Annotated in this window: 15 protein-coding genes and 1 pseudogene; 10 read left to right on the top strand and 6 right to left on the bottom strand. The window is 69.1% G+C overall.

Annotated elements, in window-relative coordinates; genetic code table 11:
* The first annotated feature begins 29 nt into the window (after nt 1–29).
* The 3 genes from FHS23_RS10750 (at nt 30) to FHS23_RS10760 (ending at nt 2,519) form a co-directional block, all read left to right on the top strand.
* Nucleotides 30–857, top strand: a complete 828-nt coding sequence (locus FHS23_RS10750; RefSeq protein ID WP_183652509.1) for a helix-turn-helix domain-containing protein — start codon at nt 30–32, stop codon at nt 855–857.
* Nucleotides 858–859: 2 nt separating this feature from the next.
* Nucleotides 860–1,057, top strand: a complete 198-nt coding sequence (locus tag FHS23_RS10755) for a DUF397 domain-containing protein (RefSeq protein WP_183652512.1) — start codon at nt 860–862, stop codon at nt 1,055–1,057.
* Between the two features lie 592 nt (nt 1,058–1,649).
* Complete coding sequence (locus FHS23_RS10760; RefSeq protein ID WP_183652515.1) at nt 1,650–2,519, top strand: AbiV family abortive infection protein; 870 nt, start codon at nt 1,650–1,652, stop codon at nt 2,517–2,519.
* Nucleotides 2,520–3,019: 500 nt separating this feature from the next.
* Here FHS23_RS10760 and FHS23_RS23945 read toward each other — a convergent pair.
* Nucleotides 3,020–3,219 (bottom strand): annotated as a pseudogene (locus FHS23_RS23945) (tyrosine-type recombinase/integrase); the annotation flags it as partial.
* A gap of 490 nt (nt 3,220–3,709) precedes the next feature.
* Here FHS23_RS23945 and FHS23_RS10765 point away from each other — a divergent pair.
* On the top strand, nt 3,710–4,603 hold the full coding sequence (locus tag FHS23_RS10765; protein ID WP_281372444.1) for an alpha/beta fold hydrolase: 894 nt from the start codon (nt 3,710–3,712) through the stop codon (nt 4,601–4,603).
* Between the two features lie 606 nt (nt 4,604–5,209).
* Entirely contained in the window at nt 5,210–5,521 is a 312-nt protein-coding gene (locus FHS23_RS10770) for a LapA family protein (RefSeq protein ID WP_183652518.1), read from the top strand.
* 77 nt (nt 5,522–5,598) lie between these two features.
* Here the strand turns inward: FHS23_RS10770 and mgtE are convergent, their stop codons facing one another.
* Nucleotides 5,599–6,936, bottom strand: a complete 1,338-nt coding sequence (gene mgtE / locus FHS23_RS10775) for a magnesium transporter (RefSeq protein WP_183652521.1) — start codon at nt 6,934–6,936, stop codon at nt 5,599–5,601.
* Nucleotides 6,937–7,102: 166 nt separating this feature from the next.
* Between mgtE and FHS23_RS23725 the strand changes: the two genes are divergently transcribed.
* Nucleotides 7,103–8,056 (top strand): ElyC/SanA/YdcF family protein, encoded by a 954-nt coding sequence (locus tag FHS23_RS23725; protein ID WP_183652525.1) that lies wholly within the window; start codon nt 7,103–7,105, stop codon nt 8,054–8,056.
* Between the two features lie 14 nt (nt 8,057–8,070).
* Nucleotides 8,071–9,330 carry a hypothetical protein gene (locus tag FHS23_RS10785; protein WP_183652528.1) on the top strand — a complete coding sequence of 420 codons (1,260 nt, stop codon included), beginning with the start codon at nt 8,071–8,073 and terminating at the stop codon, nt 9,328–9,330.
* A gap of 6 nt (nt 9,331–9,336) precedes the next feature.
* On the opposite strand, the gene FHS23_RS10790 is transcribed toward FHS23_RS10785, so the two are convergent.
* Both FHS23_RS10790 and FHS23_RS10795 read right to left on the bottom strand, forming a co-directional pair.
* Nucleotides 9,337–10,563 (bottom strand): sigma-70 family RNA polymerase sigma factor, encoded by a 1,227-nt coding sequence (locus tag FHS23_RS10790; protein WP_183652531.1) that lies wholly within the window; start codon nt 10,561–10,563, stop codon nt 9,337–9,339.
* Entirely contained in the window at nt 10,560–10,928 is a 369-nt protein-coding gene (locus FHS23_RS10795; protein ID WP_183652534.1) for a YciI family protein, read from the bottom strand. Before FHS23_RS10795 ends, FHS23_RS10790 begins: the two co-directional genes overlap by 4 nt.
* A 216-nt stretch (nt 10,929–11,144) precedes the next feature.
* Between FHS23_RS10795 and FHS23_RS10800 the strand changes: the two genes are divergently transcribed.
* From FHS23_RS10800 to crcB, 3 genes are all read left to right on the top strand, one after another.
* Nucleotides 11,145–11,804 (top strand): dihydrofolate reductase family protein, encoded by a 660-nt coding sequence (locus tag FHS23_RS10800; RefSeq protein WP_183652537.1) that lies wholly within the window; start codon nt 11,145–11,147, stop codon nt 11,802–11,804.
* A 108-nt stretch (nt 11,805–11,912) separates the two neighbouring features.
* Nucleotides 11,913–12,317, top strand: coding sequence for a fluoride efflux transporter FluC (locus FHS23_RS10805; RefSeq protein ID WP_183652541.1), 405 nt, complete (start codon nt 11,913–11,915; stop codon nt 12,315–12,317).
* Complete coding sequence (gene crcB / locus FHS23_RS10810; RefSeq protein ID WP_183652544.1) at nt 12,314–12,691, top strand: fluoride efflux transporter CrcB; 378 nt, start codon at nt 12,314–12,316, stop codon at nt 12,689–12,691. Before FHS23_RS10805 ends, crcB begins: the two co-directional genes overlap by 4 nt.
* A gap of 28 nt (nt 12,692–12,719) precedes the next feature.
* Here the strand turns inward: crcB and FHS23_RS10815 are convergent, their stop codons facing one another.
* Complete coding sequence (locus FHS23_RS10815) at nt 12,720–13,673, bottom strand: LLM class F420-dependent oxidoreductase (RefSeq protein ID WP_183652547.1); 954 nt, start codon at nt 13,671–13,673, stop codon at nt 12,720–12,722.
* Complete coding sequence (locus FHS23_RS10820) at nt 13,670–15,766, bottom strand: prolyl oligopeptidase family serine peptidase (RefSeq protein WP_183652550.1); 2,097 nt, start codon at nt 15,764–15,766, stop codon at nt 13,670–13,672. Before FHS23_RS10820 ends, FHS23_RS10815 begins: the two co-directional genes overlap by 4 nt.
* Between the last annotated feature and the right edge of the window lie 11 nt (nt 15,767–15,777).

The following is a 15,777-nucleotide window of genomic DNA, read 5'->3' on the forward strand; positions in this document are numbered from 1 at the left end:
TTGCAGGTCACGGGTTTACCCTGGTTCGCATGACTGCCGTACGCGAGGAGCGCATCGCGCGGGAACTCCGCAGGCTGCGCGGGAAGTACACGAGCGCCGACGTCCAACGAGCGCTCGGCATCACCCCGTCGAAGCTCTCCCGCATCGAGAGCTGCAAGGTTCGGCCCAGTTCTCAGGACGTGAGGCGGCTTGCCACCTTCTACGGGGCCGACGCCGACGCCGTCGAACGTCTCGCCGAAGCCGCCGAGGACCTCAAGCGCCCCGTCTGGTGGACGGAGTTCATCGGCCCAGACTGGAGCGAAGCGCTCGCGTATCACTTGGACCTCGAAAGCGAGGCCACGCGGATCGACTCTTGGACCATCGATCTTGTGCCTGGCTTGCTGCAGACCCGGGACTACTCCGCTGCCCTCATGACCTCGCGCGTGGACGTGCCATCTGAACAGCTGGAGCGTCGACTAGCGCTGCGGGAGCGTCGCCAAGAACGCGTGCGGAACGGGACCCTGGAGCTGTGGGCGATCCTCAGTGAGGCTGTCCTCTGCGGGCAGATCGGCGGCCCCGACGTCCTCCGAGGTCAGCTTGAGTACCTAGCCGAGCCACCGGCAAATGTCACGGTACAGATTCTGCCGTTCACAGCGGGTGCACATAGCGGCTTGGGGACCAGCTTTCACCTGCTCGCATTCGCTGACTGGCCCACCGTTGGATATCAAGACACCATCCAGCAGGGCCTTTACTATGACGACCCGGACGTCGTGAACGGCCTCACAAGGACGATTGACGACGTCCGCGCCACGGCATTGAGCCCGAGTGCATCACGCGAGATGCTCGCTCGGCGAGCGACAGAACTGAAAGGTGAGTGACCATGCTCGATCACCAATGGAAGAAGAGTTCGTACTCCGACGGCGGCGGCAACTGCCTCGAAGCACGGCTCACCGAGACCGACGGCGTCGAAGTCCGCAACAGCAAGGCCCCGGAGCTGGGCTCGGTCAAGTTCACAGCAAGTGAGTGGGATGCCTTCATTGCCGGAGCCAAGGATGGCCAGTTCGAGATCCCGAGGTAGACCCGACCCGCTTCGTTCAAAGAGCCCCGAGCCGCGAGGATCGGGGCTCTTTTTCGTCCCGTTCGCGCCCCTTCATCGGCACCGCATCAGACGCACTCTGCACAGGCCCGGACCACTCCCCCCGAGGGAGCGCCACAGCCCACCGTAGAGGCTGTGTTCAGACTTTCTCTTCTTGTTCAAGGCGGCGCCTGACGGCGCCGCGCGGCCTCGCCGCCCCTGCTCCGACCGAGCCTGCGCGCGGGGCATGCGGCCTGGCGGCCGGTCCCCGCGCGCATCGGCCGGAGCCGAGGCAGGCCGCACACACCATCAGCGCACGTTGAAGAAGAAAGAACATGTCCTCGCCGGACGGGCAGGCTCCGGGATGACCGGGGAAACGTAGCCGCGGTGCGGTTGGCAGGGTGGGCGCTTGGTGGTCATCCCGTCGCCTGACCAGATGGCTATCACGCCGCGCAGCGGCCGCAAGCTTGGCAAGCTCAGCCGGCGGATGGCGAGCGAAGGTTGCGGCCCCAACACGGCGTGATCGAGACGCCATCAGGCGACGGGATGACCACCAAGCGTTCTCATACCGACGGGTATCGGCCAGTATGTAGTGATGCCCAAGACCAAACTCCCCGACCACCTATCCCCAGCTCAGGTAATCGATCTCCAAGACGAACTGTTGTCAAACGCCGACCGTCTCATGAATTCTTCCCTGCTACTCCTCAACAAAGGAGACTTCGGACTGGCAAGATCTGTCGCAATACTAGGAATGGAGGAATCCGGTAAAGCGATCGCCATCCACCAACGAAGAGTTTCAATTGCATTTAGCCCCGAGGGTGACCCATTCGTAAACAAACGCCTCCAAGACATCTGGTCTAGCCACCCTGAAAAACTTCGTCTTGTTCATGACTTCCTAGCCGAAGAGCCGTACTGGTACGGGGTTACACCTCCAGACCATGAGCTGAACGAAGAGTACCTGGGCGAGATCGACCAATGGTCCACGAAGTGCAACATGCTAAAACAACGCGGCTTCTACGTAGACTTCAACGAACAGCAGGGACTCCTCAGTCCACGTGACGTCGACCAGGAAATGCTTCGCGATGTAATATCGCATGTCCATCAGATCGGCTGGCAACTCCGTTTAGGTGAGGACATAGAAGCAAGGAAACAAGAGCGGAAGTCCCGCGATGTACCGCCGGCCTCCGAATCCCAGATAAAGCACGTGGAGAAATTTCTCAAAACCAACGGCCGAGAGTCCCAGGTCGAGAAAATAATCGGACAACTGAGGTCCGGACGGCCGGGTATAAAGCTGAATAACGATGCTTACCGTCCCCATGTTCGAACGCCAGAAACACACCCCTTAAAGCACCTTGGGAAGCCTGGCTACGAGGCTTACACGCGAGAGCTTTTGATGCTTGCGGAGGACGCAGGAATGGACGAAGAAGATCTGGTCGACCTCGTTAGGCCACAACACGAGGGGTAATCGGGATAAGCGTGGCGCCAACTAGTGCACTTCCTTCCAAGCTTTACCCTCCACGAACAGCAGCAAATGGCAATATAGAGCCACCCGCGATGCGCGTTCACTTTCGTAATCGACGCAGGTCACACCCCGTTTTTTGACAGAATCACCACAGACGTCGGCAACCGTTTTCGAATAGGACGGGTATCAGGTCGACCCTCCGGCCTCCCGGTGCGGTCGCATGCCACATTCATGTCACATGCGGTCAGCAGACGGCCGCAATCGACGACATACGACCGCAGCGAAACCCCTGGTCAGTTGACGCATACTCGCAGCAGGCGCAGGCCAGCTCAGCCACGAACAAGGTCAAGGGGTCGCAGGTTCAAATCCTGTCAGCCCGACCGGCAAAGGGCCGTTCACCAGCGTGAACGGCCCTTTTTCGTGCCTCCGGACATCCGTCAGCCCCGGAGCGGACAACATTTGCACAACACGCTCCAGGGCTGACCCCCTGCGCCGCATCCTCCTCAGCCAACGCCTGCATCGCCTTCCCGCGATGGATGTCGAGCCACCTCGTCGAGGCGGTCCGGGAAGAGGTGCCCGTAGACGTTCAGCGTCATGGACGCACCAGCATGGCCGAGCATCTGCTGAACGACCTTCACGTCCGCCCCGCATTGATCGCCAGCGAGGCCGCAGTGTGACGGAGCTTGTGCGGCGTCACGCCATCGACTTTCAGCACGCCACGTGCCGGATTCGCCGGAATACGCGACGGGGTGCACCACTCCAGCACGATCGCGAGCACACGGGCAGAACGGCGCAGGCCCGAGCCCGGAAGAATCGACCGGACGCTCGGCCTGTGCCGTTCTGCTGCCAGCCGAAGGACAACCGGCACGCTTTCGACGCATCCGCCCGACCGTCTTCCAGCAGCACCTGCGCCGCCGCCGGTAGCGTGTCGTGTCTCAGGTGATGGTTGACGTCTTGCTCTCACCTGATGCTTGACGTAGAGGGCTAGAAGATGAGACGAGCAGCAAACCGAACACACAGGTGTAGTCGCTGGCCAGCTCGCCTCCTCTCAGGATCGTTAAGCGGGTACAGTTCGCCTGCGATCTGTACCCGGCCGATGAGTTTCGCATGCTCGGCGGGCCTACATGGGTACGGACGCGATCTTTTGCGGGTCGGTGCCGATGCGATTGCTTCGGATGAGAGGCCGCTCCGTTATGACTGTTTCCTACGAAAAGCCTCGTTTAGTGCCAGTCGGGGATGTCGAGCTATGTGTGCAGGAATGTGGCGACCCCGCAGATCCACTGGTCCTGCTGCTGTCCGGAGCGGCAACTCCGATGGACTGGTGGGACGCGGAGCTCTGCCAGGCGATCGCGGCACACGGGCGCCGGGTGGTGCGTTACGACCACCGAGACACGGGCCAGTCAACGACGGGTGAACCGGGCTCCCCGTCATACGACGGCGGAGTACTCGACCGCGACGGCGCGCACTTGATCGAGGCCCTAGGTCAGGGCCCGATGCATCTGGTCGGGGTCTCTATGGGTGGGGCCATCGCTCAGAGCATCGCGTTACACAGGCCCGATCTCGTTCGCAGCTTGACCCTCATCGCGACCACCGCCGTTGGGGGTGTCGATTACGACACACTCCCCGGCCCGACGGCGGCGCTTGCCGAGAGCTTCGAGAACCCGCCGCCGGATCCCGACTGGTCCGATCGGGCGCAGGTCGTGGAGTGGATGGTCGACGGGCAGCGCGGCTTCGCCGGGGCCATTCCGATCGACGAGCAACGCACCCGCACCATCGCGACTGAGATCTTCGACCGCAGCATCGACGTTGCCGCAGCAGGCAACCACTGGCTCGTCGTGGGCGGTGACGACGAGGACCTCGATATCCGCCGGATCACCACGCCGACGCTCGTGGTGCACGGCAGTCACGACCCGCTCTTCCCCCTTCCGCATGGCGAGGCGCTGGCCGCAGCGATACCCGACGCTCGGCTCCTCGTGGTCGACGGGATGGGGCACCAGTTCCCGCCGCCGTCGACGTGGAAGCAGTTTGTCTCGACCCTGCTCGAGCACACCGAAGGCGCCCAGGCTAGGTCCGACAGCCTCACATAGGTGCATGGCTCGAACTGCCGGCAGCTGCCAGCTTCCATCTGCACACCGTCGCCGGTAGAACGCCGCCAATACGCTGCCAGTGCTCCACCAGCTCATCCTTCGGCCGAGCGTCAAGGACACCCCGCAGCGGCGCTTCGGCCTTGTCGAGATGCGAGGCGATCTCGCCGTGGGTATCCGTAGGAAGCTTGCTCCGAAGCTGATCTGGCCAACGCGGGACATCAAGTTGATGACCAGCAAGGACGAGGCCTCGGCTGCACCTGAACCTACGACTTAGGCCGGCTCGACTGGGAAGAGTCGGGGCGCAGCGCGGGCTTGTCGACCTCGCTGATGATCTACGGCGGGCTTCCTGACGTGGGTTTTCCCGGACCGCGCCATCGGTGACACAGCGCCATGTCGAGGTCAGCTGCAGATCACGCAGGTTGCTCGTCCGAGAACACGGGCCATCGCACGCCACATTCATGACACATGCTGCGACGGGCGATGTCCGCAACCGACGACCTACGACGACCGCGAACCGCCCGTAGCGGCCCGACACGTCCGAGTAACGAACGGTTTTCCGGGGAAGACGGTGGTGGAGCGTTCGGATCGGTCAGACGGGAGGGGACGATGACACACTCACGATCGTCGACGGATGACGACTCCGGCGACGCCACCACCGTCAGCCGCACCCGCTCCGGCGGGCTCTGGGTCGGCCTGATCGTCGCCGCGATCGTCCTGGTGCTGCTGCTGGTCTTCATCCTCCAGAACCTGCAACGCGTGCAGATCAACCTCCTCGGATTCAACGGCCACATGCCGTTGGCCGTCGCGATCCTGCTGGGAGTCGCAGCGGGCGCGGTACTCATCGCCGTCCCCGGAACGGTGCGGATCATGCAGCTGCGCCGCAACGTGCGCCGAGGCCCCGGCACGCCCACGACCTGACGACGGCGAGCGTCCCGTAGGGAACGCTGCCGTGCGCGCACAGGCCTCGCTGCGGCGCCGGACCGCGCTCCACACGCTCATACGCCGAGCACGGCGTGGGCGATGAGGAAGTAGATCAGCAGCCCCGTGGCATCGACCAGCGTCGTGACGAGCGGCGCGGAGATCACCGCGGGGTCGATCCCGAGCCGCTTGGCCACCAACGGCATCGTGGCACCGACCGTGGCGGCCCAGCCGCAGATCACCACCAGCGACAGGGCGACCGTCGTGGCCACCGGCACGTCGACCAGCACACTGCCGATCACCAACCCGACCGCGCCGAGCGCCGCGCCGAGCAGCAGGCCCACCCTGCTCTCCCGCCACGCCACCCGCAACAGGTCCCGTGACCGGACCTCGCCGACGGCGAGTGCGCGCACGGTCGCCGTCGCCGCCTGCGAGCCCGCGTTCCCGCCCGCACCCGTCAGCAGTGGGATGAACAGCGCCAGCGCGGTGACCGCGGTGAGGGAGTCCTCGAAGAACTGCAACACGTTGACGGTGAACGTCGCCGCCACGATGAGCAGCAACAGCCACACCACCCGCGACCGGGCCAGCTGCACGACACTCGCCGACATGTAGTGACCGCTCCACGGCGCCGCGGCGGCCTGCCTGGCGATGTCCTCGGTGTCGGCCGCCTCGATGACCTCGAACGCGTCGTCGATCGTGAGCAGTCCCAGAACCCGGTTCTCACTGTCGACCACGGGCAGCGCCAGAACGTTCGCCTCCTGCATGAGGCGGGCGGCGTCCTCGGCCTGGCCGGTGGCCTCGACCACCGGATAGTCCTCTTTGAGCAGTTCGGTCACCGGCCGGCCCGGGTCGCTCAACACCACGTCGCGCAACGACACCACACCCACGAAGCGCCGCTGGTCGTCGGTCACCGGCAGGGTGTAGACGGTCTCGGCGTCGGCACCACGTTCGCGGACCACCTCGAGCGCTTCCCCCGCCGTCCGCCGCTGCCGCAACGCCACGGTCTCCGGGCTCATGTACCGCCCGACCGAACCGTCCGGGTAGCCGAGCAGGGCGGCCGTCATCGACCGTTTCCGCGGGCTGAGCCCGGCGAGTACCTGCCTGGCGAACTTGGCCGGCGCCTCACCGAGCAGTCGCGCGCGGTCGTCGGGGTCCATCTCCTCGACGACGTCCTGGAACGCCTCGCCACGCAGTTCGGCGAGCACCTTGTGCTGGTCCGGCGGGTCGAGCTCCTCGAACACCGTCAACGCACGGTCCTTGTCGAGCAGCCGGAACAGCAGGGCCGCGCGGACCCCGTCGGCGCGGGCGAGTTCGTCGGCGACCTCGTGCGGCGGGTGGTCGGCGACCCACCGTTCCAGCCCCGGCAAGTCGTGTGCTTCGAACAGGTCGTCCAGCGTGTCCGTGTCCGCGGTCATCCCGCTGCTCCTCCGCTGCCTGCAGCCCGAGGCCTCTCGGCGCCTGTCGGGTCCCATCATTCGCGATCTCGTCGCACATGCACGCTCGCGACCGGTGCAAGGTGTGGTGAGCCACAGCCGATCGGGTCACCACGGCCGCTCCGACCCCATCGGCGAGGATGAACCCGTGACCGACCCGCACCGCCGCGACGCGCTCGCCGCCGATTCCGGCGCCGGGTGGCCGGCCGCGGTGCGTGCCGACGTCGGCACGCTCTGGCACTTCCACCGCATCGACGATCCGTTGCAGCCCGTCGACGTCGCGGTGGGACTCGGCAGTCACGACGCGGACGTCGCCGTCCACACCGCTGCGCTGTACCACCGTGGCCTGTTCCCGCTCATCGTGTTCACCGGCGCCACCACGCCCACCACCGCCGGACGGTTCCCGCGCGGCGAAGCCGTCCACTTCCGCGAGATCGCCCTACGCCACGGGGTTCCCACCGACGCGGTGCGCATCGAAACCGAAGCCACCAGCACCGTCGGGAACATCGACAACACCCGCGTCCTGCTCGCGGCCGAGGGCCGCACGCCCCGCAGCGTCCTGCTCGTCTCACGCCCGTACCAACAACGCCGCGCACAGGCCGTCGCGGCCGCCCGCTGGCCGGACGTCCACGTCCGCTGCACCGGTGCCGAGCAGGACCTCGACACCTACCTCGCGTCGGTCGGCGACCCCGACCGCGTGGCGGCCATGCTCGTCGGCGACACCCAGCGACTCGCCCTGCAAGGCCGCTCCGGCGAAATCGCACCCCAGGACATCCCCGGCGACGTCCGCCGCGCCTACGAACGCCTCGTCGCCGCCGGCTACACCGGCCGCCTCATCACACCCGCGACCACGACGGCCCGTCCCGGTGCGACGCGGGGCAGGAGCCCGGAGACCGGCCGTGACCCACCCGCTCCCCTCGCCCGCTGCGAACCGCGTGCCGATGCCGGCCACCGCGTGCGTCCCGCACCCGCACCGGCTTACGGATCCGATTCGTCCGGATCACGAGCGCGAAACGACACAGCAAGCACACTCTCCGTGAGAAGGCGCACCCTAACCGGTGAGTCCTACCTCACCTCGCATGTTCATCAAAACGGTATGTGAGAGCCTCAGCACCCATGCGGACAGCGGAGGTGGCCCTCTGGGTCGCGGTGGGCCTGGCAGCAGTGGCGATCGTTGCCGTGTCGTTCGCCGGCTGGCAGCTCGTCGTGGCCCGCCGGCAGGCGCAGCAGATCCGACGACTGGCCGTCAAGGTCCGCGACCTGTCCAGCGAGACGCAGAGTCATGCCGGGCAGGCGGCCGAGGCCGACGAGAGCGCTCGCGATCAGGCGCGCTGGGCGTGGGAACAGGTCAAACTCGCCAGCACGCAGCTCGAACAAGCCCAACAGGAGAACCAGGCCAGCGCACAGGCGGAACAGTGGGAGTGGGCCTACGCCCTGACCATGGCGGCCCGCGAACTCGTCGACACCAGTACCGAACTCGTCCGCATCGGCCTCGACACCCAGGTCGCGCCGCACTACCGCCAGTCCGCGAACCGGCACTACCGCCAGTCCTGCCAGCGCTGGCAGGACACGATGATCAAGGCGCTGTCCCGGACGTCGCCGAGCCTGGAGGTACAGCACCAGCTCATCGCGTTCGGCTACGTGCACCAACGCCTCCACGGCCACATCGACGTGCTGCTGCGCGCCACCGAAACCGGCACCGTGTCCGACAAGGACCCCGTGGCCCAGAGCGTCCACGCACTGCGCCACGAGCTCGCCACCGTGCACCGGCAGTTCCAGCGCACGGTCAGCGCCAGCCTCGCCACGGTCGGCGAGACCGAGATCCACGAGGGCGGCGTTCCCGACACAGAGACCCGCAGCATCCAGACACACAGCATCCAGGCCGCTCCCGCCGCCGACCCCGCACGCGACGCGACTCCGCAGAACGCCACACCACACAACGCCGCGCCCCAAACGGGGTCTTCGCAGGCCGGTGCCCGGCAGAACGGAAGCCACCGGACCACGGCGTCACCGCACGCGACGTCACAGCCACCGGCACAGGGGACGGCCGCCCCGCGGAACGGCTCCGCCCGGTCCGTGTCCGACCAGACGGCGGCCCACCGGACCGCGGGCGGCCGACCGGTGCCGGGCCAACCGGTGACAGGCGGGGCCGCGTCCGACGGACCCGGAGGCAACGGGACCCCGGGCAGCGGGACCGCGGGCAGCGGGACAAAGGGTGCCGGGGCCGCGGGCAACGGCACAACGGGTGCCGGCACGGCGACCCGCCAGATCACCGCGGGCGAGCCGCAACGAACCCCGGAGGCGGTCCCCGACGCGGGACCGGCGCCCCAGGGTCCGCCCGCGAAGGCACGGACACCGCAGGCACGGACCGCCTAACACCGCTCAGTCGTCGCCGGGCGAGAGCCGCCGCATCCGGTCCCGCAAGTGCCGTTGTTCCGCGAGACCGACCGCACCGGCGACCGCCCGGCGGTAGGCGGCCACCGCCTCCTCGCAACGTCCCGACCGTTCCAGCAGGTGCGCCCGCACCGCCTCGAGCCGCGGCAACCCGGGCCTGCGCTCCTCGAGCTCGTCGAGTGCCGCCAGCCCGACCGTGTCGCCGTGGACCATGGCCTGCGCCACGACACGGTTCAGCGTGATCGTCGGATTCGCATGCCCGGTCACCTCCTCCAGCAGCAGGTACAGCACGAGGATCTCCTCCCAGTCCGTCCGCTCGGTGTCGGGCGCCTCGGCGTGCAGCGCCGCGATACACGCCTGCAGCAGGTACGGGCCTGGCTCGACCCCGGGCACGACACCCTCCACCAACGCCGTGCCCTCGGCGATCAACGCGCGATCCCACAGTGAGCGGTCCTGCTCGTCGAGAGGTCGCAGCATCCCGCCCGGACCGATCCGCGCGGGTTGGCGTGCCTCGGTCAGCAGCATCAACGCCAGCAGCCCGGCCGCCTCGGCCGAATCCGGGACGCTCTCGCGCAACGATCGTGCGAGGCGGATGGCCTCGGCAGCCAGGTCGGCGTCGCGTGGCGGCGCGCCGTCGGTGGTGTGGTGCGCTTCGGTGAACATCACGTACAGCACGTGCAGGACCGACGTGAGGCGCTCCCCCGCGTGCTCGGGCCGCGGCAGTGCCCTGCCCGTCGCGGCCAGCGCGCGTTTGGCGCGCGTGATCCGCTGCGCGATCGTCCGCTCGGGCAGCTGGTACACCCCCGCGATCTGCGCAGTGGTCAGTCCCGCCACGGCACGCAGCGTCAACGCGACCCGGCCCGCCCGCGGCAGATCCGGATGGCAGCACAACTGCAACACCAGCAGCGAATCGTCCTGCTCGGCCGCCTCCGGATGCACCGGTGGATGCAACCGTGCCGCCCGCTCCTCACGGTCCCTGCGGCGGGCGTCGCTGCGGACCCGGTCGACGAACCGCCTGCGCGCGGTCGCCGTCAACCAGCCCAGCGGGTCGTCCGGCGGGCCGGAGGGCCACTGACGGTGCGCGTCGAGCAGTGCCTCCTGCACCGCGTCCTCGCACAGGTCGAACCGCGCACTGCCATAGCCTCGCACCAGGCGGGCGAGGACCCGCGGCGCCGCCTCGCGCCACAGATCCCCCGCCCGGTCCTCGTCGGTCACCCGTCTCCCAGATCCGCGAACAGCACCGGACGCACCTCCAGCGCCAGCCCCGGAATGTTCGCGTCGGGGATCCGCTTCGCCAGCTCCAGTGCACGCGCCTCGTTCTCGACGTCGACCAGGTAGAACCCGCCCAGGTACTCCTTGCTCTCGGCGAAGGGCCCGTCGGTCACCTCCGGGCCGTCCGAACCGCTGCGGACGACGCTGCTGCGGCTCGGATCGGCGAGCGCCTGCGTCGCCACGAACTCGCCGCTCTCCTTGATCTCGGACATGAACGCGCCGTGCCCCTCCCCGATCCGCTGTTGCTGCTCCTCGGTGAGGTTCTCCAGCACCGCCGGGTCGACCTGCATCAGGATCACGTACTTCACTGTTTCCTCCTCGGTCCGTGTGCCGCCACCGCGGCGGCACACCAGGGGGGTCGTCACCGGATCGGCAGACGCGACACCGTGCGGCGAGCGAATTCTCGGAGGATTCTCGTCGAGAACGCGCGTCGGGGTGTCGCGAACCGCCGTCCGGTGACGACCACCCGTGGGCGCGCCGAAGCCGCGCGCTCACCCACGACGACCGACACCCCAGGAGACGACATGGCACGACGAGTCCGAGCACAGCGAGTTCGGGTCCACTGCATCACCGTGACCGCCGACGGCATCGGCGCGGGCGACGACCCGAGTTTCGACCGGCCTTTCGGCGACGTCGACCCCGGCGACCTGTTCGCCTGGGCGGGCGCGACGGCCAGCTGGGTCAATCGCACCGAACCCGGCGGCCACCGCGGGCTCGACGACTGGATCACCCGCGACTTCACCCGCGGCATCGGGGCCGAGATCATGGGCCGCGGCAAGTTCGGCCCGCAGACCGGCCCGTGGCCGGATCACGAGTGGCAGGGCTGGTGGGGCGACGAACCGCCGTTCCACACGCCGGTGTTCGTGCTCACCCACCATCCACGCCCGGCGCTGACGCTCGGCGACACGACGTTCCACTTCGTCGACGCCTCGCCGGAGCAGGCCGTGGAACAGGCGAAGGCGGCCGCAGGGGGCGGCGACGTGCGCATCGGCGGCGGCGTCACCACACTGCGCTCCTTCCTCGACGCCGACCTGATCGACGACATGCACATCGCCGTCACACCGGACGAACTCGGCACGGGCAAACGGCTCTGGGAATCTCCCGACGAGCTGACCGACCGGTTCCACCTGGAACGCGTGCCGAGCGGCAGCGGCGTCGTACACCACTTCTTCTGGCGACGCTGAACCGTCCGCCGCCCGCGCGTCCGCGAACGGGGGCCGCAGTCGCCGGGGCCCGGAGGCCCGCCGCGGGGTTGCCGGGGTGCGCCGTGGGCGATCGGTGATGATGGGCCCATGACCGGGACCCACCGCTGGGACGTGCTGCTCGCCGTGGCCGCGGGCGGCGCGCTCGGCAGCCTCGCACGCTACGGCCTCGGCACGGCCCTGCCGTCCCCCGCGGGTGTCGCGACGCTGCTCGGCAACGTCGTGGGCTGCCTCGCCCTCGGCGCGCTCATGGCCGTCCTGGCACGGCAGGCGCCGCAGCCCCGGCTCCTGCGCCCGTTCCTGGGTGTCGGCGTGCTCGGCGGGTTCACGACGTTCTCGACATACGTGCTCGACGGGCTCTCGGCCGCCTACGACGGACATCTCGTCGCCGCGTTCGCATACGCCGCGGGGTCGGTACTGGCCTCGCTGCTGGCGGTCGTCGCGGGTGTCGCCGGTGCCCGCAGGATGCTCGACCGGCCGGGGCGCACCGCATGACGCCCGCGATGGTGATGCTCGGCGGAGCGGGCGGCGCGGTCCTGCGCTACCTCATCGACCTGCGGGTGCAGCGCGGCCGCACCACCGCGTTCCCATGGGGCACGCTCTCGGTCAACGTGCTCGGCTCGGCGTTGCTCGGGCTGCTCACCTCCTGGGTGCTGGCCGCGGGCACCACAGGTGGCGCGGTGTTCGCGCTGGCGGGCGTCGGGTTGTGCGGCTCGCTGACGACGTTCTCGACGTTCGGCTACGACACCGTGCAACTGATCACCCAGCGGCGGCACCGGCACGCGGCCGCCAACGTCGTGGTGACCGTCCTCGCCGGATTCGCCGCCGCACTCACAGGCCTGCTCGCCGGCGGCGCCCTGTGGAGCTGACCGCAGGCGAACGACGCCGGCACCGCGGTCACGCGGGCGCGAGCGCGCGCACCAGCGCCGCAGGATCGCCGCCCGTGGTCAGCGGCATCAGCACCGGCGTCGTCACCCCGGCCTCGACGTAGGCGCGCACACCGTCGCGGCAGGCCTCGGGCCCACCGTGGACGACCAGCTCGTCGACCACGTCGTCCGGCACCAGTTCGACGGCGCGTTTCCGATCACCCGCCGCCCACGCCTCCTGCATCGGAGTGAGCCGTTCGCCGCGTCCGAGCCAGTCGTGGAACGCGCGGTAGACCGGCACCGTCAGGTAGGCGCAGATGTGCCTGCGCGCCAACGCGCGCGCCTCGTCGGCGTCCTCGGTGGGGCACACGAAGATGCGCGCCACCAGTTCGGGGCCGGCACCGAGTTCGGCACGCACCGCCGGCACGTCGGAGGCCGCGAGCCAGTTGGTGATCGCCCCGTCGGATTCGCGGCCCGCCATCCGCAGCATGCCCGGCCGCAGCGCCGCGACCATCACCGGCGGCGGCGTCTCGGGCGGCCGGCCGAGGCGGAACCCGCGGACCGTGAACGTCGGATACTCCGCGGTGACCTTCTCTCCCGCCAACGCCGCCCGCAGGAACCGCACCGTGTCGCGGGTACGCGCGTACGGCTCGGCGAACTCGGCCGCGTTCCAGTTCTCCACGATCACCTGCGACGACGTGCCCACGCCGAGCACGAACCGGCCCGGCGCGCAGTCGGCGGCACTCGCCGCGCTCATCGCCAGCAGACCGGGTCCACGGGTGTAGACCGGTGCGATCGCGGTGCCGAACCGCAACTCGGGAGCCCACTGCGAGGCCAGAACCAACGGGGTGAACGCGTCCGCGCCGCTGGCTTCCGCCGACCACAGGTCCGTGTAGCCGAGGTCCGGCAGCTGCGCGACGATCTCGCGGTGTTCCGGCAGCGACAGCCCGTCGAGCGGAACCGTCAGCCCCCACCGGCCGGTCATGCGCCCACCTCCACGCCGAGTTGCTCCTTGAGCCACCGCACCTGCGTGAGCATCAGGTTCTCCGCGACCTCCTCGGCCTGCGGTGTCATGTGCGTCGCCCCGGCCAGAGGCAGGAACGTGTGACCGCGGCCCGCGGCGAGCAGCTCCGACGACAGGCGCAGCGCGTGGGCGACGAACACGTTGTCGTCGGCGAGCCCGTGCACGATCAACAGCGAGCGCTCCAGTTTCGGCGCGTCGGTGATCAGCGAGTTGCGCTCGTACACCTCGGGCCGCTCGTCGGGGTGGCCGAGGTAGCGCTCGGTGTAGTGGGTGTCGTACAGGCTCCAGTCGGTCACCGGGGCGCCCGCGACACCCGCGGTGAACACGTCCGGCCTGCGCAGGACCGCCGCGGCCGCCAGGTAGCCCCCGAAGGACCATCCGCGGATGGCGACCCGGTCGAGGTCCAGGTCGGCGAACCGCTCCGCCGCGGCCTGCAGCGCGTCGACCTGATCGGCCAGCGCGACGTCACCGAGGTCGCCCGCCATCGCCCGTTCCCACGCGGGCCCACGGCCGGGAGAACCGCGGCCGTCGACGACGAGCACCGCGAATCCCTGGTCGGCCAGCCACTGCGGGGTGAGCATCGCATTCCGGCTGCGCAGCACGCGCTGTGCGTGCGGCCCGCCGTAGGGGTCGAGCAGGACGGGCAGCGTCCCCTCGCCCGGTGTGTGTCCGGTCGGCAGCACCAGCGCGGCGCGCAGCGCTCGCTGCCCCAGTTCGAGCCAGTACACGTTCGGCTCGACACCCGGATCGGCCGCGACGGAGGCGATGCCTGCCACGCGCTCGCCGCCGCGCAGCACGGACACGCGAATGCCCGCGTAGTCCGGGCTCCACGACGCCAGTACCGCCGCCTCGGCCGTGCCGGCTCCGTTGTGGACACCCACACCCTCCGACAACCGCCGCACCGCACCGCCTTCGGTGCGATAGACGTGGATCTGCGTCGGGTCGTCGTCGGAGGCGCTGAACAGCACCTCGTCACCCACGTCGATGACGGAGCGCACCTGCAGGTCGGTGCCGGTGACCGCGCTGCCGCCGACGAACAGCCGGTACGCCCCGTCGGCGACGCCGACGTGGACGAGCCGCCCGTCGGGGGTCCACGCGGGGACGCCGGTGACGATCTCGACCCAGTCGGGGTCCTGTTCGGTGTGCAGCACCCTCGTCGTGCCGTCGGCGACGTCGAGTGCCCGCACCTCGAGGGTCTTCTGGTCGCGCGACTGCACGGTCAGCAGCGGCGGACCGCCCGTCGACCAGTGCACCGCGACGAGGTACTCCCACTCGCCCGCCGGAACGTCCACCCGCTCCCCGTCGAGCGTGACCACCGCGAGCGACACGGCGACGTTCGTGGTGCCCGCCGCGGGATAGGCGACCGTGTTCACCGGCGACGCCGGGTTGGCGGGATCGGCGATGTGCCAGCGCGGCACGTCCGCACGGTCGGTGCGGGCCGCGAGCAGGCTGCGCCCGTCCGGCGACCACCAGTAGCCGCGCACGCGGCGCATCTCCTCGGCGGCGATGAACTCGGCCAGTCCCCAGCCGACGTCCTCGCCCTCGGTGGGCTCCGGCCCGGCCACGACCCGATCGTCGCCGGTGGCCAGCTCCACGACGTGCAGCCGCCGGTCCGCCACGTAGGCCACGTGCGTGCCCTGCGGGTTCGGCCGCGGATCGATCACCGCGGCGTCCACCAGCATCCGCACCGCGCCGGTCGCCAGGTCGGCGGTGTAGAGCCTGCCGGACAGCGAGAATGCGGCGACCGTGCCGGCGGCGTCGGTCGCGTAGCCGACCACTCCCCCGGACGTCTCCCGGGTGCGTTCGCGCCGGGCACGTTCCTCGGCGGGCAGGTCCTCCTCACCGGGCAACAGCTCGGCCGCGTCGACGACTACCGACTCCGCACCGGTCGCCACGTCCAGCTGCCAGAGACTGTTGCGCCGATCGTGACCGGATTCGGAGCGCAGGAACAGCACGCGCGCACCGTCGTGAGTGATCTGGAACTGCCGGGGCGTGCCGAGCGTGAACCGTTGCGTGCGCGCCTGGGCGCGGAGAAAGGAGAGATCGTCTGTCACGGAACGACACT

This window comes from Prauserella isguenensis, from assembly GCF_014191605.1.
Taxonomy (GTDB): Bacteria; Actinomycetota; Actinomycetes; order Mycobacteriales; family Pseudonocardiaceae; genus Prauserella; species Prauserella isguenensis.

Bases quoted from the DNA above. Each gene is read 5' to 3' on its own strand.
- FHS23_RS10750 (WP_183652509.1), top strand. From the start codon at position 30: ATGACTGCCGTACGCGAGGAGCGCATCGCGCGGGAACTCCGCAGGCTG.
- FHS23_RS10755 (WP_183652512.1), top strand. From the start codon at position 860: ATGCTCGATCACCAATGGAAGAAGAGTTCGTACTCCGACGGCGGCGGC.
- FHS23_RS10760 (WP_183652515.1), top strand. From the start codon at position 1,650: ATGCCCAAGACCAAACTCCCCGACCACCTATCCCCAGCTCAGGTAATC.
- FHS23_RS10765 (WP_281372444.1), top strand. From the start codon at position 3,710: ATGACTGTTTCCTACGAAAAGCCTCGTTTAGTGCCAGTCGGGGATGTC.
- FHS23_RS10770 (WP_183652518.1), top strand. From the start codon at position 5,210: ATGACACACTCACGATCGTCGACGGATGACGACTCCGGCGACGCCACC.
- mgtE (WP_183652521.1), bottom strand. From the start codon at position 6,936: ATGACCGCGGACACGGACACGCTGGACGACCTGTTCGAAGCACACGAC.
- FHS23_RS10785 (WP_183652528.1), top strand. From the start codon at position 8,071: ATGCGGACAGCGGAGGTGGCCCTCTGGGTCGCGGTGGGCCTGGCAGCA.
- FHS23_RS10800 (WP_183652537.1), top strand. From the start codon at position 11,145: ATGGCACGACGAGTCCGAGCACAGCGAGTTCGGGTCCACTGCATCACC.
- FHS23_RS10805 (WP_183652541.1), top strand. From the start codon at position 11,913: ATGACCGGGACCCACCGCTGGGACGTGCTGCTCGCCGTGGCCGCGGGC.
- crcB (WP_183652544.1), top strand. From the start codon at position 12,314: ATGACGCCCGCGATGGTGATGCTCGGCGGAGCGGGCGGCGCGGTCCTG.
- FHS23_RS10815 (WP_183652547.1), bottom strand. From the start codon at position 13,673: ATGACCGGCCGGTGGGGGCTGACGGTTCCGCTCGACGGGCTGTCGCTG.